The organism is Lelliottia sp. AC1, assembly GCF_023278595.1.
GTDB classification, from domain to species: domain Bacteria; phylum Pseudomonadota; class Gammaproteobacteria; order Enterobacterales; family Enterobacteriaceae; genus Enterobacter; species Enterobacter nimipressuralis.
Genome location: NZ_CP025699.1, coordinates 3419643 through 3438485 on the forward strand (window position 1 = coordinate 3419643; position 18843 = coordinate 3438485).

20 protein-coding genes are annotated in these 18843 nt (G+C 58.5%); 9 read left to right on the forward strand and 11 right to left on the reverse strand.

The window, feature by feature from the left end; translation table 11 throughout:
* Window positions 1-78 precede the first annotated feature (78 nt).
* Complete coding sequence (locus tag C0560_RS16240; RefSeq protein WP_123428716.1) at window positions 79-1092, reverse strand: LacI family DNA-binding transcriptional regulator; 1014 nt, start codon at window positions 1090-1092, stop codon at window positions 79-81.
* Window positions 1093-1307: 215 nt separating this feature from the next.
* On the opposite strand from C0560_RS16240, the gene ascF reads away from it, so the two are divergent.
* Both ascF and C0560_RS16250 read left to right on the forward strand, forming a co-directional pair.
* Window positions 1308-2759, forward strand: coding sequence for a PTS cellobiose/arbutin/salicin transporter subunit IIBC (ascF, locus tag C0560_RS16245; RefSeq protein ID WP_248859067.1), 1452 nt, complete (start codon window positions 1308-1310; stop codon window positions 2757-2759).
* A gap of 18 nt (window positions 2760-2777) precedes the next feature.
* Window positions 2778-4202, forward strand: a complete 1425-nt coding sequence (locus C0560_RS16250) for a 6-phospho-beta-glucosidase (protein ID WP_248859068.1) — start codon at window positions 2778-2780, stop codon at window positions 4200-4202.
* 44 nt (window positions 4203-4246) lie between these two features.
* Here C0560_RS16250 and hycI read toward each other — a convergent pair whose 3' ends face one another.
* The 9 genes from hycI to hycA form a co-directional block, all read right to left on the reverse strand.
* The gene (hycI, locus tag C0560_RS16255; RefSeq protein ID WP_248859069.1) at window positions 4247-4702 is read right to left on the reverse strand and encodes a hydrogenase maturation peptidase HycI; all 456 of its coding nucleotides are present in this window, start codon (window positions 4700-4702) and stop codon (window positions 4247-4249) included.
* Complete coding sequence (locus tag C0560_RS16260; RefSeq protein WP_100779160.1) at window positions 4695-5105, reverse strand: formate hydrogenlyase maturation HycH family protein; 411 nt, start codon at window positions 5103-5105, stop codon at window positions 4695-4697. Before C0560_RS16260 ends, hycI begins: the two co-directional genes overlap by 8 nt.
* Complete coding sequence (locus tag C0560_RS16265) at window positions 5102-5869, reverse strand: NADH-quinone oxidoreductase subunit B family protein (RefSeq protein WP_100779159.1); 768 nt, start codon at window positions 5867-5869, stop codon at window positions 5102-5104. Before C0560_RS16265 ends, C0560_RS16260 begins: the two co-directional genes overlap by 4 nt.
* On the reverse strand, window positions 5869-6411 hold the full coding sequence (locus C0560_RS16270; RefSeq protein ID WP_181826764.1) for a formate hydrogenlyase complex iron-sulfur subunit: 543 nt from the start codon (window positions 6409-6411) through the stop codon (window positions 5869-5871). Before C0560_RS16270 ends, C0560_RS16265 begins: the two co-directional genes overlap by 1 nt.
* A 9-nt stretch (window positions 6412-6420) precedes the next feature.
* Complete coding sequence (locus tag C0560_RS16275; RefSeq protein WP_123428706.1) at window positions 6421-8130, reverse strand: NADH-quinone oxidoreductase subunit C; 1710 nt, start codon at window positions 8128-8130, stop codon at window positions 6421-6423.
* A gap of 17 nt (window positions 8131-8147) precedes the next feature.
* Window positions 8148-9071 carry a respiratory chain complex I subunit 1 family protein gene (locus C0560_RS16280; protein ID WP_100779156.1) on the reverse strand — a complete coding sequence of 308 codons (924 nt, stop codon included), beginning with the start codon at window positions 9069-9071 and terminating at the stop codon, window positions 8148-8150.
* 1 nt (window position 9072) lies between these two features.
* A complete protein-coding gene (hycC, locus tag C0560_RS16285; protein WP_248859070.1) occupies window positions 9073-10899 on the reverse strand; it encodes a formate hydrogenlyase subunit 3 in 1827 nt (608 codons plus the stop codon).
* The gene (locus tag C0560_RS16290) at window positions 10896-11504 is read right to left on the reverse strand and encodes a 4Fe-4S dicluster domain-containing protein (protein ID WP_100779154.1); all 609 of its coding nucleotides are present in this window, start codon (window positions 11502-11504) and stop codon (window positions 10896-10898) included. The genes hycC and C0560_RS16290 overlap by 4 nt, the downstream gene beginning before the upstream one ends.
* 71 nt (window positions 11505-11575) lie before the next feature.
* The gene (hycA, locus tag C0560_RS16295; protein ID WP_248859072.1) at window positions 11576-12031 is read right to left on the reverse strand and encodes a formate hydrogenlyase regulator HycA; all 456 of its coding nucleotides are present in this window, start codon (window positions 12029-12031) and stop codon (window positions 11576-11578) included.
* 210 nt (window positions 12032-12241) lie between these two features.
* Between hycA and hypA the strand changes: the two genes are divergently transcribed.
* The 6 genes from hypA to flhA are packed head-to-tail and all read left to right on the forward strand — an operon-like array spanning window position 12242 to window position 17987.
* Window positions 12242-12592: a hydrogenase maturation nickel metallochaperone HypA gene (gene hypA, locus C0560_RS16300; protein ID WP_107702949.1), complete on the forward strand. Its 351-nt coding sequence runs from the start codon at window positions 12242-12244 to the stop codon at window positions 12590-12592.
* Between the two features lie 3 nt (window positions 12593-12595).
* Window positions 12596-13459 (forward strand): hydrogenase nickel incorporation protein HypB, encoded by an 864-nt coding sequence (hypB, locus tag C0560_RS16305; protein ID WP_100779151.1) that lies wholly within the window; start codon window positions 12596-12598, stop codon window positions 13457-13459.
* Window positions 13450-13722 (forward strand): HypC/HybG/HupF family hydrogenase formation chaperone, encoded by a 273-nt coding sequence (locus tag C0560_RS16310; protein WP_248859073.1) that lies wholly within the window; start codon window positions 13450-13452, stop codon window positions 13720-13722. Before hypB ends, C0560_RS16310 begins: the two co-directional genes overlap by 10 nt.
* A gap of 3 nt (window positions 13723-13725) precedes the next feature.
* A complete protein-coding gene (gene hypD / locus C0560_RS16315; protein WP_248859074.1) occupies window positions 13726-14847 on the forward strand; it encodes a hydrogenase formation protein HypD in 1122 nt (373 codons plus the stop codon).
* Window positions 14844-15854: a hydrogenase expression/formation protein HypE gene (gene hypE, locus C0560_RS16320; protein ID WP_248859075.1), complete on the forward strand. Its 1011-nt coding sequence runs from the start codon at window positions 14844-14846 to the stop codon at window positions 15852-15854. The genes hypD and hypE overlap by 4 nt, the downstream gene beginning before the upstream one ends.
* 60 nt (window positions 15855-15914) lie before the next feature.
* The gene (gene flhA / locus C0560_RS16325) at window positions 15915-17987 is read left to right on the forward strand and encodes a formate hydrogenlyase transcriptional activator FlhA (protein WP_102105438.1); all 2073 of its coding nucleotides are present in this window, start codon (window positions 15915-15917) and stop codon (window positions 17985-17987) included.
* A gap of 27 nt (window positions 17988-18014) precedes the next feature.
* On the opposite strand, the gene C0560_RS16330 is transcribed toward flhA, so the two are convergent.
* The gene (locus C0560_RS16330; protein ID WP_100779146.1) at window positions 18015-18359 is read right to left on the reverse strand and encodes a nitrous oxide-stimulated promoter family protein; all 345 of its coding nucleotides are present in this window, start codon (window positions 18357-18359) and stop codon (window positions 18015-18017) included.
* 187 nt (window positions 18360-18546) lie between these two features.
* Between C0560_RS16330 and C0560_RS16335 the strand changes: the two genes are divergently transcribed.
* Window positions 18547-18777, forward strand: coding sequence for a SymE family type I addiction module toxin (locus C0560_RS16335; RefSeq protein ID WP_102105440.1), 231 nt, complete (start codon window positions 18547-18549; stop codon window positions 18775-18777).
* The last annotated feature ends 66 nt before the right edge of the window (window positions 18778-18843 follow it).

Sequence of the window (18843 nt, forward strand, 5' to 3'; positions counted from 1 at the left end):
CTTAATTAACTGATTTCACTGAATTTAATCAGTGCCCCTCGGTGTCATCGACACGAATGACGATGACACCTGTCGACGTCAGACGCGAACGTTGGCGATGACGGAATCGCGCAGGATCAGCTCACCGGGGAAGGCTTGCTGATAGCTGAACTCGCCGCCATCGAGCATAAAAATCAGGCGGCTGATGGTCTCTTTGATCATCTCCGTCACCGGAATGCGCACGCTGGAGAGCGACGGCACGATGTAGGGCGCGATCGCGACATCATCAAATCCCACCACCGACACTTCGCCCGGCGTGGCGATCCCGCTGTCGTGAAGTTGCTTCAGCGCACCAATCGCCATATCGTCATTGCTGGCGACCAGCGCGGTGAATTGCGCTTTGCGCGCCAGCAGTGTGGTCACTCCCGCCGCCCCACTTTCCGGAGTCCATTTCCCCTCCACCAGCAATTCGTCGCGCAGCGGGATATGATGCTGCGCCAGCGCCGCTCTGTACCCAGAAAGACGTTCGATACCGGTGGGAGAGTCGAGCGAGCCAGTGATAAACGCGATATCCCGATGGCCCATTTCAATCAGCTGCGAGACCGCATCCTGGCAGGAGGCTTTATGATCTGACCAGACGCACTGGCTGCTGTTTTTACGCAGACGACGGTTTAACACCATGATCGGCTGCTCCTGTTTTTCGATGATCTCATCCATCTCATCGACGCTTAAAAAGCGCGGATAGATGATGATCGCGTCGCAGCGCATATCGAGCAGATACTGGATCGCCTCGCGCTCTTCATCGGCGCTGTGCTTACCGTCTGCGAGGATCAGCTGACGCCCTTTTTCTTCCGTCATGCGTGCCGCGTGGAACAGCAGCTCGCTGAAATACACGCCGTGGTAAAGGGTGTTCGTCACTACCAGCCCCAGGGTTTGGGTGCGTTTGGTCGCCAGGTTTCGCGCCAGCAGATTGGGGCGGTAACCGCTCTCTTCAATCGCCTGAAAAACCCGGTCTTTTGTCTCCTGGCTCACGTAGCCATTGCCCGAAAGCACCCGAGAAACCGTTGCTTTCGACACCCCTGCCCGCTTCGCCACTTCAAGCATCGTGGTCATCTGATTATTCCCTTTAAACCTGATGCGCCGAAGTGTACTGCACTGCACGAAAATTGTCGCAGCGCGAATCTCACGCTTTTAAACACTCAAAGTGATCGTTATCACGAATGTAAAAAATGCATAGATAACCATCTTGTTTCATACGAAGAAACTCATCATGATTTTGTGGAACCGGTTTCCTACATGTTCTCACAACTACAACAGGATCACTTCCGATGGCCAAAAATTATGCCGCGCTGGCGAAAGACATTGTCAGCGCGCTCGGCGGGAAAGATAACATCGTCGCCGTCACCCACTGTATGACGCGCCTGCGCTTTGTGTTTCAGGACGAAAGCGCCATCGACAGCGCCACGCTCAAAAGCCTCTCCGGCGTGCTCGGCGTGGTGCGCAACGATAACCAGTGTCAGGTGATCATCGGCAACACCGTATCTCAGGCCTACCGCGAGGTGGTGAACCTGCTGCCTGCCGGGATGCGCCCTGCCGAGCCGCAAGGCCCGCAAAAACTGACGCTTCGCCGCATCGGCGCTGGCGTGCTCGACGCGCTGATCGGCACCATGTCCCCGCTGATCCCGGCGATCATCGGCGGCTCGATGGTGAAACTGCTGGCGATGATCCTGGAGATGACCGGCGCGCTGCCGAAAGGCGCCCCGACGCTCACGATTCTGACGGTGATCGGTGACGGAGCCTTCTTCTTCCTGCCGCTGATGGTGGCCGCGTCTGCCGCCGTGAAATTCAAAACCAACATGTCGCTGGCGATTGCCATCGCAGGCGTGCTGGTGCATCCAAGCTTTATTGAGCTGATGGCGAAAGCCGCCCAGGGCGAGCACGTCGAGTTCGCGTTTATCCCGGTGACGGCGGTGAAATACACCTACACGGTGATCCCGGCGCTGGTCATGACCTGGTGCCTGTCGTACATCGAACGCTGGGTGGACAAGATCACGCCAGCGGTCACCAAAAACTTCCTGAAACCGATGCTGATCGTGCTGATTGCCGCCCCGCTGGCGATTGTGCTGATTGGGCCGCTGGGTATCTGGATTGGTAGCGCGATTTCGTCGCTGGTCTACACCATTCACGGCTATCTGGGCTGGCTGTCCGTGGCCATTATGGGCGCACTCTGGCCGCTGCTGGTAATGACCGGTATGCACCGCGTCTTTACGCCAACGATTATTCAGACCATCGCCGAAACCGGCAAAGAAGGGATGGTGATGCCGTCGGAAATCGGCGCGAACCTCTCTCTTGGCGGTTCTTCCCTGGCGGTGGCGTGGAAAACCAAAAACCCGGAACTGCGCCAGACGGCGCTCGCCGCGGCGGCGTCCGCCATCATGGCGGGGATTTCTGAACCGGCACTTTACGGCGTGGCGATTCGCCTGAAACGCCCGTTGATTGCGAGCCTGATCAGCGGCTTTATCTGCGGCGCGATCGCCGGTATGGCGGGGCTTGCCAGCCACTCGATGGCGGCACCGGGCCTGTTCACCAGCGTACAGTTCTTCGATCCGGCCAATCCGATGACCATCGTCTGGGTGTTTGGCGTGATGGCCCTGGCCGTGGTGCTTTCGTTTGTTCTGACGCTGATCCTCGGCTTTGAGGATATTCCGGTGGAAAACGAGGCCGAGAAAGCACGCGCCCTGCAAACCGCACCGGTTCCGGCACAAGAAGCACGAGCATAAATGAATAACGAGGTACAAATGTCTGTTTTTCCAGAAGGATTTTTATGGGGCGGCGCACTGGCCGCCAACCAGAGTGAAGGCGCTTACCGTGAAGGCGGTAAAGGGCTGACCACCGTCGATATGATCCCCCACGGCGCAAACCGTATGGCGGTGAAAGTCGGTAAGGAAAAACGTTTCTCGCTGCGCGACGACGAGTTTTACCCGAGCCACGAGGCGATAGATTTCTACCATCGCTACAAAGAAGACATCGCTCTGATGGCGGAGATGGGCTTTACGGTGTTCCGCACCTCGATTGCCTGGAGCCGCCTCTACCCGAACGGCGACGAACCGCTGCCGAATCAGGCCGGTATCGCCTTTTACCGCGCGGTGTTTGAAGAGTGCAAAAAGTACAATATCGAGCCGCTGGTGACCCTGTGCCACTTCGATGTGCCGATGCATCTGGTCACCGAATACGGCTCCTGGCGCAACCGCAAAATGGTCGATTTCTTCGCCCGCTACGCGCGCACCTGCTTTGAAGAGTTCAATGGTCTGGTGAAATACTGGCTGACCTTCAACGAGATCAACATCATGCTGCACAGCCCGTTCTCGGGCGCGGGGCTGGTCTTTGAAGAGGGTGAAAACGAAGATCAGGTGAAATACCAGGCCGCGCACCACGAGCTGGTGGCAAGCGCACTGGCGACCAAAATCGCCCATGAAGTGAACCCGGAAAACCAGGTCGGCTGTATGCTGGCAGGCGGCAGTTTCTACCCGTACTCCTGCAAGCCAGAAGACGTGTGGACGGCACTGGAAAAAGATCGCGAAAACCTGTTCTTTATTGACGTTCAGGCGCGCGGCACCTATCCGGCCTACTCGGCGCGCGTGTTCCGCGATAAAGGGGTGACGATTGTCAAAGACCCGGCCGACGACCAGATCCTGAAACATACCGTCGATTTTGTCTCGTTCAGTTATTACGCGTCACGCTGCGCCTCAGCGGAGATGAACGCCAATAACACCAGCGCGGCTAACATCGTTAAATCCCTGCGCAACCCGCACATCAACGTGAGTGAATGGGGCTGGGGCATTGACCCGTTGGGCCTGCGCATCACCATGAACATGATGTATGACCGCTACCAGAAACCGCTGTTCCTGGTGGAAAACGGCCTCGGGGCGAAAGACGAGATCGACGCCAGCGGCGAGATTAACGACGATTACCGCATCAGCTATCTGCGTGAGCATATCCGCGCGATGGGCGATGCGATTGAAGACGGCGTGCCGCTAATGGGTTACACCACCTGGGGCTGTATCGATCTGGTGGCAGCCTCCACGGGCGAGATGAGCAAGCGCTACGGGTTTGTGTATGTCGATCGTGACGACGCAGGCAACGGCACGCTGGATCGTAAACGCAAGAAATCGTTCTGGTGGTATAAGAAGGTGATTGCGAGCAACGGGGCGGATTTGGCGTAACGGAGTTCTGCCCGGTGGTACGTCGCGCACCGGGCATTCACTTCTCAGAGTCGTGCAAAACCCCCGTCCCCTGCCCATCCTGCAAGCCGGGAATAGACTGTTTCCACCGCCGCTTTTATCGCGGGAGTCATCGGATAATAAAAGCCGACAATATCCGGCTGAATGCCCAAAAACAGCACCTCGCCCACGTCGTCTTTAATCTGATCGACCAGATAGTTGAGCGGCATATTGTGAGTGGTCATCATGAACATCTCAGCAATATCGTCCGGATTGATGAGACGGATTTCGCCCGGGTTTAGCCCCATATCGGTGGCATCGACAATCAGCAGCCGGTCCGGGTGCAACTCGCGAAGGGCAACCACGTCATTTTCCGGCGCGCTGCCGCCGTCGATCACCTGCCAGTTACCCTGCGGATTTGCAAAGCACATTTCCGCCAGCAAAGGGCCTGCGCCGTCGTCGCCCATCATGCTGTTACCCACACACAGTAAAACGTCAGTCACGTAATCTCCTCACCATCAGGTAGATGGCGCTCTCCTGATGAATATCATGCAGCATACTGAGCACCGTTTTGCTCCACGCCTGCTGCTCAGGGGTTTGCACTGCGAGCGCCGCATCGAAGGCATTCGCCAGCATGGCGATGTGATTGCTGTCGATGACAATCTCGCCATACTTCGGTACACCTTCCATTTTGCGTCGCGCCGTGCTGCCCGCCTCCAGCGTGCCGATCCATGCCAGATAGTCCTGCCACGGACAGCTCAGCGCCGCCTCTAAACAGTCGATTACCCCGAGATGGTGGCCAATCGCCAGGCTGTAATAGACCACCTGCTGGGCCGCATCCGGCGTCGCGTCGTTCTCATCGATAAATTTACGGCTCAGCTGACTGAACACCACCTTTTCACTCATCGGATACGCGCCTCATCCACCACCTGGTCCAGGTTTGCCACGATCTCGTTCAGACGCGGATCTTTCTCCGCCTCCAGCCAGCGTGCCACCTGATGCTCGCCCTGGCTCAACAGACGCAGATAGTCATCGGCAATCTGGCGGCCATAGCGATACCCGGCGAGGCGTCGCGCCGTGCGATCGACCTTCACGCGCAGAGGCTGCACCATATCCGGATGCAAAATCTGCGCGGGCTGATTGTCCAGCTCACCCGGGGCGCGGGCATGAATTTTCTGCTCCAGCAGACCCAGCGCCATCGCAAAACCGTACAGCGTCGCCGCGGGCGTCGGTGGGCAGCCAGGGATATACACATCCACCGGCACGATTTTGTCGGTGCCGCCCCACACGCAGTAGAGATCGTGGAAGATCCCGCCGCTGTTGCCGCAGGCGCCGTAGGAGATACAAATTTTGGGATCCGGCGCCGATTGCCAGGCGCGCAGCGCCGGAGATCGCATCGCGCGCGTCACCGCGCCGGTAAACAGCAGAATGTCCGCGTGGCGCGGGGATGGCACCACTTTGATACCAAAACGTTCGGCATCAAACAGCGGCGACAGGGTGGCGAAGATTTCGATTTCGCAGCCGTTGCAGCCGCCGCAGTCCACGCGGTAGACGTAGGCGGAACGTTTGATGTTTTTCAGCAGGGAGGCTTTCATGCTTGCGATGGATTCGTCCACCGTCATCGGCACCGGAATGCCGTTATCGTCGCGCGGGCCGAGTAAATTATTCATCAGCTGGCTTCTCTCATGTGGCGGGTGATATCAATGCGGTCGGACGGCAGCAGGCATTTCTGACGCTTGCATTCCGGGCAGGTTTCAAACCCTTCCCGGTGCATTTCGGCGCGCGCATCACCGTTGTGTTTCAGCAACGCAATGGCGTAGTCGATCTCTTTTTGCACGGCAAACGGATGGTGGCAAACGCGGCAGTGGCACAGGTCAAAACGCGACTGCTGGAGGAAATCCTCTTTTTTCCACACCGCCAGCTCGTACTCCTGCGACAGCTTTATCGCCGCCGTCGGGCAGACCTCTTCACAGCGGCCACAAAAAATGCAGCGTCCGAGGTTGAACTGCCAGGCCAGCTGATTCGTCGCCAGATCCGTCTCTACCGTCAGGGCATTCGACGGGCAGGCATTAACGCACGCCGCGCAGCCGATGCACTGCTGCGGGTTGTGCTCTGGTTTGCCGCGAAAGTTTTTGTCGACCGGCATCGGCTCAAGCGGATAACGGCTGGTGACCGTACCGGTTTTGATCACTTTTTTGATAAAGGTAAACATGACGGTTCCTTATTTCAGCGGCGAGTTCTTGCGCTCGATGCTGTAGCGTTCAAGCTCTTTGTACGGCACCACCTGGCTTTTCTTCTTGCGCACATCCACCACCGTCATGCGGTCGGTACAGGAGTAGCAAGGATCGAGGCTGCCGATGATCAGCGGCGCATCAGAGACCGTATTGCCGCGCAGCATGTAGCGCAGGGTCGGCCAGTTGGCGTAGGTCGCCGCACGGCAGCGCCAGCGGTAGAGCTTCTGGTTGTCGCCGGTCATGCTCCAGTGGATATCATCTCCGCGTGGCGCCTCGGCGAACCCGAGCGCAAAACGGTTCGGGATATAGGTAAAGCCTTCCACCGCCAGCGGACCGCCGGGCAGATTATCCAGACCAAAATCGATCATATTCAGGGCGGTGAAGACTTCGTTGATACGCACTTTCAGACGCGAGATAACGTCGCAGCCCTGCTCGCTGTGTACGGTCATCGGCAACAGACCGTAACCGACAAACGGGTGATCGGCGCGGGTATCGCGGGCGTGACCGCTGGCGCGCACCATTGGGCCGACGTTGCTGAAGTCGCGGGCGATCTGCGGATCGAGACGGCCCACGCCGACGGTACGCTGCTCGATATTTGGCGTACTCAGAAGCATATCCACCAGATCCTGCACATCGCGGCGCATCTGCTGTGCCAGCAGGCGGGTCTGGATCATGTCCTCTTTCAGCAGATCGCGGCGAATCCCGCCGATCAGGTTCAGACCGTAGGTTTTACGCGCCCCAGTGAGGATTTCCGCCATCTTCATCGACGCTTCACGCACGCGGAAGAACTGCATAAACCCGGAATCAAAACCGACGAAGTGACAGGCGAGGCCGAGGTTCAGTAGGTGCGAGTGCAAGCGCTCGACCTCCAGCAGAATGGCGCGGATCATCTGCGCACGCTCAGGCACCACAATGCCCATGCCGTTTTCCACCGAGGTGGTATAAGCGGTGCTGTGGGCAAAGCCGCAGATCCCGCAAACACGATCTGACAGGAAGGTGACTTCGTTGTAACCCATACGAGTTTCCGCCAGTTTTTCCATGCCGCGATGGACGTAGAACAGGCGGTAATCGGCGTCGATAATGTTTTCGCCGTCGACAAACAGGCGGAAGTGGCCCGGTTCATCGGAGGTGACGTGCAGCGGGCCAATCGGCACCACGTTGTTCTTTTTGCTGCCGAGTTCGTTGATGAACTCGTAGGTTTCGCTGTCGGTCGTCGGCGCCGGACGCTGGCGATAATCCATGCTGTCTTTGCGCAGCGGATAGAGTTCATCCGGCCAGTCGTCGGGCAGCACCAGACGGCGCTCATCCGGCAGGCCAACCGCCACCAGGCCGTACATGTCGCGCACTTCGCGCTCGCCCCAGACGGCGGCAGGCACGCGCGGCGTGACGGACGGGTATTCCGGTTTATTCGGATCAACTTCGACGCGTACCGTGAGCCAGCACTTCACGCCCTGCTCCATCGACAGCACGTAGTAAACCGCGTAGTTGCCGCACAGCTGACGCTCATCGTTGCCGAACAGTACCGACAGCCAGCCGCCCTGCTGGTAATAGAGAAACTCCACCACTTCCGGCAGGTAGTTCACCTTGATGGTGACGGTGATCTGGTCTTTGGTCTGCCAGCTCTCCTCCAGCACCACGCCGGGAAACGCCTGATGCAGTGCGGCAAGATACTGTTGACCTACTTTTTCTTCAGACATGCTAAGACTCTCTGTAATCACGCCACCAGCAAGGAGACGAAGGCTAAAAATGCGAACCCAAAACCGGCCCAGGTGACGCGCGACGTGGCGTTGAAACGCAGTCGCGCCATGCTGTTTTCAAACAGCGCGATAATCAGCACCCCCGCCACCAGCTTGAGCACGGCGATAACCACTGCCAGCAGCAAACCCGCCGCCGAGAAGTGTGTCATCTGCCCCCACGGGAAGAAGACGCCGACAAACATTTGCAGAACCACCAGCTGTTTGAGGCTGATGCCCCACTTCAGCACCGCAAAGCCGTAGCCGCTGTACTCCGTGAGCGGCCCTTCCTGCAGCTCCTGCTCCGCTTCCGCGAGGTCAAAGGGCAGTTTTCCCATCTCAATAAAGGTGGCGAAAGCACAGGCGCAGAGCGCCAGCAGCAGCGGAACGGTGCGCGTAACCGGCCAGTGATAAACCGTGTCAGTGATAAAGCTGATATGGGTGGAACCCGCGACCTGCGCGGCTACCCACAGGCCCAGCAGCAGGATCGGTTCCACCAGCACGCCGAGCATCGCCTCGCGGCTGGCGCCGATACCGGTAAACGGACTGCCTGTATCCAGCCCTGCAATCGCAAAGAAAAAGCGCGCGATAGCGAAGAGGTAGATTAGGGTGATCAGATCGCCGAGCACCGGCAGAGGCGACGCGACGGTCACCACCGGCAGCGCGGTGGCGATGGTCAGCATCACGCCGACCATCACGAACGGCGTCAGGCGGAACACCCAGCCGGACGCATCCGGGGCGATGCTCTGACGACCCATCAGTTTGATGAGGTCACGGTACTCCTGAAGCACGCCCGGACCGCGACGGTTGTGCATCCGGGCGCGGGCCACGCGGGTAATGCCCGAAAGCAGTGGCGCAACGGCGAATAACACCAGCGCCTGAAGTAATGCCAGTAACAGACTCATGTCAGGCTCCTCGTGAAATCACAATCACCACCAGCACCGCCAGCTCGATCACGGCGAGACGACGGAACAGCGTCGGTGCAGCCGCGCTTTGCCAGCCGGGGATCACCTTCACCGGGTTCAGCGCGTGGCGCAGTTTCAGGACAAAGGCGAAGTTCTCTTTCACCGGCATCGCAAAACCGTGGGCGGTGATGACCATCGATTGTTCGTGCTCGTACCCGCACGCCCATGCCGTTCCGCGTGAACGCGCAGGCAGACGGTCGCGTTTGAAGAACATCATCAGCACCAGCGGCAACAGCGGCGCAGCGATCAGCAGCAGGGCAATCATCGGCTGGGAAACGGCGGTGTGCGCGGTCGTGAGCGGTAGTGGAACCGCACTCCCCAGCAGCGGCAGCAGCCACGGCGCGGCAACCCCACCCGCGATGCAGCACAGGGCCAGCAGAACCACGCTTGCGGTCATCAGCGCCGGTGCACTGCGGGCATTTTCTGCCTCCGGAGTGCGCGGTGCGCCAAGGAAGGTGACGCCATAGACTTTCGCCATACACATCACCGCCAGCGCGCCGGTGATCGCGAGGCCGACCGCCAGCATTGGCCCGAGCAGACGAGCAATAAAGAGGTCGCTCTGACCCAGCGCAAAGAAGGACTGATAGATCACCCACTCACCGGCAAAACCGTTGAGCGGCGGAAGTGCGGCCATCGCCATCAACCCCACCAGCATCGCGAGCGAAATCAGCGGCATTTTTTTGCCGATACCGCCCAGCTTTTCGATATCGCGATGCCCGGTGCGGAACCAGACGCTGCCCGCCCCCAGGAACAGAGTGCTTTTAAACAGGCTATGGTTAACCAGATGGTACAGCCCGCCGATAAACCCGGCGGCGACCAGCGCCGGATGGTTCAGCGCCAGCCCCGTCACACCCGCGCCTAAGCCGAGCAGGATGATGCCGATGTTTTCCAGTGTGTGATACGCCAGCAGGCGCTGGATGTTGTGCTCCATCAGGGCGTACAGCCCGCCGACAAAGGCGGTGATCATCCCGGCAATCAACAGCACCACGCCCCACCACAGCGGCGGTTGGCCACCGATAAGCGAAAGCGTGAGGATGCCAAACAGACCGACTTTCATCACCACCGTCGAGAACAGCGTCGCGGCGGGCGCTGACGCAGTGGCATGCGCCTGCGGCACCCAGCCATGCAGCGGAATAATCCCCGCCAGCAGACCAAAGCCGACCACGCCAGAAAGCCAGATATCGGCCCCAAACGGCAGCAACTGCGCGCGGGCACTCAGCAGATCCAGGTCAAGCGTGCCGTAGCGCTGCCACACCAGCCAGCAGGTGAGCGCCAGCAAAAGGGTGCCGAGACGCCCCAGGAAAAACCACAGTTTCCCGGATGGGCTGCATCCCGTGAGGAACACGCCGCACAGCGCCATGATCTCCGCCATTACGACCAGCGCGGCCAGGTTGCTGGCCACCACGGTACAGACGGCCGCGGCGAGCAGCAGATTGACCAGCAGGCCGTTCGGTTTGGTCTGCGGGTGACGGTGCCAGTCAATATTAAACAGACTGACAAACAGCCCGCACAGGCCAAAGGTCACCAGCCAGATCGCATTCAGCGGCGTGATCTGAAGAGTGTGGCGAATCAGCGGCATGACGCCTTCTGCATGGACACCCTGCGTCAACACCATGAATCCGGCTATCGCCGTGATGACACTCCCCGCCGCGCCGCCGATTCCGGCAATCCATCCGCTGAGGGTTTTGTGAAAAGAGAAGACCAGCGCCAGCACCGCCGTCGCAGCAAAGCAGGCTACGGCGCTGTTGATCAGATAGACAGCGTTCATTTCGCCCCCTCGTTTTGCGCCTGAAACAGCGACAGATCGCCAAAGTCGGTATTAATGGTCAGTTCGCGTTTGCGCTTACTGGTGCGAGCGATATCGTGGATATTGACCAGAATCAGCGCTTTAGTTGGGCAGGTGCGTACGCAGGCGGGGCCTTGTTCGTCAAAGCTGCACAGATCGCACTTCACCGCCACGGCGCGCACGCCCGGCACCCAGTCCAGCAGGGTACTGACGCGAGCCGGTGCGGGAGGCGCAGGCGGCGCTTTTGGCGAATTGGCATTGGCCGGAATATGCAGCGGGCGGCTGCCAGAAAATTCAATCGCACCAAACGGGCAGGCGATGCCGCACAGTTTGCAGCTTACGCACAGGCTTTCGTTCAGCTGAACAGCGCCATCGATACGGTTGATGGCATTCACAGGACAGACGCCCGCGCAGGGGGCATCCTCACATTGATGGCAGAGCTGCGGGGCAGACTCTTTTTCATTACGCATAACGCGCAGGCGCGGCATGGACTGCAGCCCGTGCAGGCGGTGTGTTTCGGAACACGCCGCTTCACAGGTGTGGCAGCCAATACAGACCGTCGAGTCAGCAATTACAAAACGGTTCACCGGGTAGTCCTCAGGACAGTGTCATTTTTGACGACGGACGTGCCATATCGACACATCTCGACACGCAAGCATCAGGCCGTGTGCGGTTCGCTGGTAAGCGACTGCAAATTCACCGGCAAATTGTGCTCGACCGCGGAATAGAGGCCGTTGTAAACCGGCGCGATTTTTTCCAGATAGTGTTCAAGCACCTGGTGGCGATCGCGGGTGCTGACGTGGCCGTCAACCATGCCGTCGATCATCAGCTGCGCCTGGGCAATCCGCTGTCTGTCGCCGTCTTTGGTCTCGACGTGATACTCAATGTCGTGGCTGTTAAAGGCATCGGCCAGGGTGACGTAAATCGTAAAGTGGCCGAACAGGATGAAGCACAAATCCTCTTGCGCCGCGCAGCTCATCGCGTGGTGCAGATGGGCTTTTGACAGAGTAATGCCCTGAACCAGTGAGTTGCAGTAGAGGTGCCACTGCTCCTGTAATTGTTGATGGCGTTGCGCGATGTAATCCGCTTTTTCGCTAAGTTCCCAAATAGTCATCTCAGGTATCCGGTTATTGGAGATAGCGGCTGTTAAGCAGATTTTGTGCCAGTTTTTATCCTACTGATAATTAACGATTTAATAATAAAACAGACTGTCAAAATGCGTGTGTCGACGTGTCATTTCGTCAGCGCCGTCATCGACACTCCCTTTCCAAAATCAGGCTGGCATCGTTATTGCATAACCGCCCCAAATCACCGAGGAGGCGTCATGCACGAAATCACCCTCTGCCAGCGAGCGCTGGAACTTATCGAACAGCAGGCGAAGCAGCATCACGCAAAACGCGTCACCGGCGTATGGCTAAAAGTCGGGGCATTTTCCTGCGTCGAGCCAGGCGCCCTTACCTTTTGCTTTGAGCTGGTGTGTCGCGACACGCTGGCAGAAGGCTGCGAGCTGCATCTCGAAGAGCAGCAGGCCGAATGCTGGTGCGAGACCTGCCAGCAGTACGTCACGTTGCTGTCATCGAAAGTGCGAAGCTGCCCGCAGTGTCAGAACACCGGGCTTCGCATCGTCGCGGACGACGGTTTGCAGATCCAGCGCCTCGAAATAGACCAGGAGTAAATCATGTGTAGTACCTGCGGTTGCGCCGAAGGCAACCTGTATATCGAAGGGGACGAGCATCGCCCCCACTCCGCGTTTCGCTCCGCGCCCTTCTCTCCCGCCCCGCGTAAAGTGGCGGCGCTGACCGGCATCACCTTTGCCCCGAAGCAGTCTGACGCGGGCGATCTGCACTACGGCCACGGTGAAGCGGGCACGCATGCGCCGGGCATGAGCCAGCGCAAAATGCTGGAGGTCGAAATTAACGTGCTGGATAAGAACAACCAGCTCGCCGCCCGCAACCGTGCGCGTTTCGCCGCTCGCCAGCAATTAGTGCTGAACCTGGTGTCCAGCCCCGGTTCCGGTAAAACCACGCTGCTGACGGAAACCCTGAAGCGTCTGAATCACCGCGTCTCCTGCGCGGTAATCGAAGGCGATCAGCAGACCGTTAATGACGCGGCGCGCATTCGTGAAACCGGCACCCCGGCCATTCAGGTGAATACGGGCAAAGGCTGTCATCTGGATGCGCAGATGATTGCCGACGCCGCGCCGCGTCTGCCTCTTGCCGATAACGGCATTCTGTTTATCGAAAACGTCGGCAATCTGGTCTGCCCGGCCAGTTTTGATCTCGGCGAACGGCATAAAGTGGCGGTGCTGTCGGTGACGGAGGGCGAGGACAAGCCGCTGAAATATCCGCATATGTTTGCCGCCGCCTCGCTGATGTTGCTTAACAAAGTCGACCTTCTGCCCTATCTCAATTTTGACGTTGAGAAGTGCCTGGCCTTTGCCCGGGAAGTAAACCCGGAGATTGAAATTTTGCTGGTTTCCGCCACCAAGGGCGACGGCATGGAGAGCTGGCTGGCCTGGCTGGAGAACGAACGATGTGCATAGGCGTTCCGGGACAAATCAGCGATATCGACGGTAATCAGGCCAAAGTGGACGTCTGCGGCATACTGCGCGATGTCGATTTAACGCTGGTGGGCGCGGTTGACGAAAACGGTGCCTCGCGCCTCGGCCAGTGGGTTCTGGTGCACGTCGGTTTTGCCATGAGCGTGATTAACGAAGCCGAGGCCCGTGACACCCTGGCGGCGCTGCAAAATATGTTTGAAGTGGAGCCAGACGTCGGCGCCCTGCTGTTTGGCGAGGAGCGATAAATCATGCGCTACGTTGATGAATATCGCGCGCCGGAACAGGTGATGCAGCTTATCGCGCACCTGAAAACGCGCGCTGCCCAGCTGGATTACACGGCAGAGCGCCCGCTGCGCATCATGGAAGTGTGCGGCGGCCACACCCATGCGATCTTTAAATTCGGTCTCGATCAGCTCCTGCCCGATAACATCGAATTTATCCACGGCCCTGGCTGTCCGGTGTGCGTGCTGCCGATGGGCCGCATCGATAGCTGCATTGAGATTGCCCGCCAGCCGGACGTCATTTTTTGCACCTTTGGCGACGCGATGCGCGTGCCGGGGAAAAACGGTTCGCTGATGCAGGCCCGCGCACACGGCGCGGATGTGCGTATCGTCTACTCGCCGATGGATGCCCTGAAGCTGGCGGCAGAGAATCCGGCACGCAAAGTGGTCTTTTTCGGCCTGGGGTTTGAAACCACCATGCCCGCCACGGCCATCACCCTACAGCAGGCAAAAAAGCAGAATCTGACCAACTTTTTCTTTTTCTGTCAGCACATTACGCTTATCCCGACCCTGCGCAGCCTGCTGGACGAACCCGACAACGGGATCGATGCGTTTCTGGCGCCGGGCCACGTCAGCATGGTGATAGGCACCGAGGCCTATGGGTTTATCGCCGCAGAGTATCATCGCCCATTAGTGGTGGCTGGATTCGAACCACTTGATCTACTACAAGGCGTGAACATGCTGGTTGAGCAGAAAATAGCAGCCCTGAGTTCGGTAGAAAATCAGTACCGCCGCGTGGTCCCCGATGCGGGCAACCGGCTGGCGCAGCAGGCCATCGCCGAAGTATTTAGCGTCGAAGGCGACAGCGAATGGCGCGGGCTGGGTTTGATCGCGCAGTCCGGCGTGCATCTGACCGCCGCGTATCAGGCATTCGACGCCGAAGCGCATTTTCGCCCGCAGCCGCAGCAGGTGTGCGACGATCCCCGAGCCCGCTGTGGGGCGGTGTTAACCGGCAAATGCAAACCGCATCAATGCCCGTTATTTGGCAACACCTGTAATCCGCAAACAGCGTTTGGCGCGCTGATGGTCTCGTCAGAAGGGGCGTGCGCCGCGTGGTATCAGTACCGCAATCAGGAGTGTGAAGCATGAACACGGTGGAAATGGCCCACGGCAGTGGCGGCCAGGCGATGCAGCAGCTGATTGGGCGGCTGTTCATGGCAGCCTTCGATAACCCCTGGCTGGCCGAGCAGGAAGATCAGGCGCGTATCGCGCTCTCGTCCCTCACCGCGCAGGGCGATCGGCTGGCGTTTTCCACCGACAGCTACGTCATCGACCCGCTGTTTTTCCCCGGCGGTGATATCGGCAAGCTGGCGGTGTGCGGCACGGCGAATGATGTGGCGGTAAGCGGGGCGATCCCCCGCTATCTCTCCTGCGGCTTTATCCTCGAAGAGGGCCTGCCGATGGAAACGTTAACCACCGTCGTCAACAGCATGGCGCAGACCGCGCGCGAAGCAGGTATTGCGATTGTGACTGGCGATACCAAAGTGGTGCAGCGCGGCGCAGCAGACAAACTGTTTATCAATACCGCAGGCATGGGCGCGATCCCGGTGGAGATCCACTGGGGCGCGCAGCAGCTTACCGTCGGTGATGTGCTGCTGGTGAGCGGCACGCTGGGCTGTCACGGCGCGACGATCCTGAATCTGCGCGAAGGGCTGGGGCTGGACGGCGAACTGCGCAGCGACTGCGCGGTGCTGACACCGCTTATCCACACTTTGCGCAACTGCGCAGGCGTTAAAGCCCTGCGCGATGCCACGCGCGGCGGCGTAAATGCGGTAGCCCACGAGTTCGCCGCCGCCAGCGGCTGCGGCATTGAGCTGGTAGAAAGCCAACTGCCCGTCAAACCGGCGGTGCGCGGCCTGTGCGAACTGCTTGGCCTGGATCCGCTAAACTTTGCCAACGAAGGCAAACTGCTGATTGGCGTTGAACGCAGCGCAGCCGAAAACATACTGGCACAGCTGCGCAGCCATCCGCTGGGGCAGAACGCCGCGATCGTTGGGGAGGTGGTGGAGCGCAAAGGGGTGCGACTGACCGGCCTGTATGGCATCAAGCGCACACTGGATTTACCACACTCAGAACCGTTACCCCGAATTTGCTAGAACCGCGCGAAAAGCGGTCAGCACTGTTTCTCTTTTTTTGCCAGTTTCTTTGGAAGCGATATGTCGTATACACCGATGAGCGATCTTGGACAGCAAGGGCTGTTTGATATTACGCGTACACTTTTACAGCAGCCCGACCTGGGTTCACTGAGCGATGCCCTCACACGGCTGGTCAGGCAGTCTGCCCTCGCAGACAGCGCCGCGATTGTGCTCTGGAACAGCACCAGTCATCGCGCCAGCTACTATGCTACGCGCGATAACGGCAAGCCTGTCGAATATGAAGATGAAACGGTGCTGGCGCACGGTCCTGTACGTCGTATTCTGTCGCGCCCGGACGCCCTGCACTGCAATTTCGACGAGTTTCGCCAGGCCTGGCCACGGCTTGCCGAAAGCCCGCTGTATGCGCCCTTCGGTCATTACTGTCTGCTGCCACTGGCGGTGGATGGGCGTATCTTTGGCGGCTGTGAGTTTATCCGTAACGCCGATCAGCCGTGGAGCGAGGCGGAGTACGAGCGCCTGCATACCTTTACGCAAATTGTCAGCGTGGTGGCGGAGCAGATCCACAGCCGGGTCACGGATAATGTCGACTACGATCTGCTGAGCCGCGAGCGTGATAACTTCCGCATTCTGGTCGCCATCACTAACGCGGTGCTCTCCCGGCTGGACATGGATGAGCTGGTGAGCGAAGTCGCCAAAGAGATCCATCACTACTTCAAAATAGACGCCATCAGCATCGTGCTGCGGGGTCATCGCAAGGGCAAACTGACCATTCATTCCACGCACTATCTGGATGAAACTAACCCGGCCCATGAGCAGAGCGAAGTTGACGAAGCCGGAACCTTGTCCGAACAGGTGTTCAAAAACAAAGAGATGCTGCTGCTCAATCTGAGTGAGCGCGACGAGCTGGCCCCCTACGAGCGAATGCTGTTTAACTCCTGGGGCAACCAGATCCAGACCCTGTGCCTGCTGCCGCTGATGTCCGGCAACACCATGCTCGGCGTACTGAAACTGGCCCAGTGTGAAGAGCACATCTTTACCACCACCAACTTAAAGCTGCTGCGCCAGATTGCCGAGCGCATCGCCATCGCCCTCGATAATGCGCTGGCGTATCAGGAGATTCACCGCCTGAAAGAGCGGCTGGTGGATGAGAACCTGGCCCTGACGGAACAGCTGAACAATGTCGACAGCGAATTCGGCGAGATCATTGGCCGCAGCGACGCTATGTTCAGCGTGCTCAAGCAGGTGGAGATGGTTGCCCAGAGCGACAGCACGGTGCTGATCCTCGGCGAAACCGGCACCGGTAAGGAGCTGATCGCCCGCGCGATCCACAATCTGAGCAACCGCAACAGCCGCCGGATGGTGAAAATGAACTGCGCGGCGATGCCGGCAGGACTGCTCGAGAGCGATCTGTTTGGTCACGAACGCGGGGCGTTTACGGGCGCAAGTACCCAGCGCATCGGTCGTTTTGAACTGGCCGATAAAAGCTCGCTGTTCCTCGATGAAGTGGGCGATATGCCGCTGGAGTTGCAGCCAAAACTGCTGCGCGTGCTGCAGGAACAGGAGTTCGAACGCCTCGGCAGTAACAAACTGATCCAGACCGACGTGCGCCTGATCGCCGCCACTAACCGCGATCTGAAAAAGATGGTTGCCGATCGCGAGTTCCGTAACGATCTCTACTATCGCCTGAACGTGTTCCCGATTTGCCTGCCTCCCCTGCGCGAACGCCCGGACGACATTCCGCTGCTGGTCAAAGCCTTTACCGCCAAAATTGCCCGCCGGATGGGGCGCAATATCGACAGTATTCCGGCGGAAACCCTGCGCACGCTCTCCGCGATGGAGTGGCCGGGTAACGTCCGTGAGCTGGAAAACGTTATTGAGCGGGCAGTGCTGTTAACGCGCGGCAACGTGTTACAGCTCTCTCTGCCGGAGCTGATGGTTGCAGAAAATCCGCTGCCTGCGGCAGAACTTCCGCAGGAGGGTGAGGACGAATACCAGCTGATTGTCCGCATTCTTAAAGAGACCAACGGCGTGGTCGCCGGGCCGAAAGGTGCCGCGCAGCGCCTGGGGCTGAAGCGCACCACGCTGCTTTCACGCATGAAACGGCTGGGTATTGAAAAGGATATGCTGGTCTAGACGCGATATGCCGTGCCCGGCACGGCATCACGTCTTCGGACGATATTTTTCCGGCAGCTCTGGCACCGGACGGCGATCGTCAATCAGATGACGAATCGTCAAAATCGGGTGACGCCACAGCATTCTCGGCCCTGCCCAGCGCATAATCTGCTTCATCTCTTCGCGTTTTGCGGGCTGGTAACAGTGCACCGGGCACTGCTTGCAAGCGGGCTTCTCTTCACCAAACACGCATTTATCCAGACGTTTTTCCGCATAGGCCTTCAGCGCCTGATAATGCCCTGCCTCATGTGTGGCCGCCGGGCATTGCTGTTCATACAGCGCAATCATTTTCCCGATAGTCTCTTTTTCGCGGGAGAGGCGTTTTCCTGACATGTCACGTTACCGGTTAATAAAGTGCATTTATAATACATTTTTATATCCCCTGTTTCAGCCGGATTTCATCATTTGCATTTCATTTTCTGAAGGCCGCTTCCAGTTTTAAACCGACTCCCGGCGCATTTTACTGGTATTTTATACAGGTAAATCTAAAGCCATCCTGACCGCTGTTAAGGGAGTTTTTATGTCTGACATGATCATTGCTCAACCCCATCGCCATCTTAAAGTGGGCTATTTCAGAAAGCGTCACGAAGATCGGAAGACCAAAATTCCGAAGCGCTACAGCGTACACCCCGCCCTCAGCCTGAAAGGCGACTGGCTGGAACAGGCAGGATTTAAAACAAATTCACAGGTGCGGGTGAGGGTCGAACACGGGAAATTGCTCATTGAGCTGATGGATGAAGCGGCGGCGTAAACTCGCGACTTTTTACTGCGCCACGCCATTTTTTCATGCGACAATAGAGGGAATTAACGAGCTGTG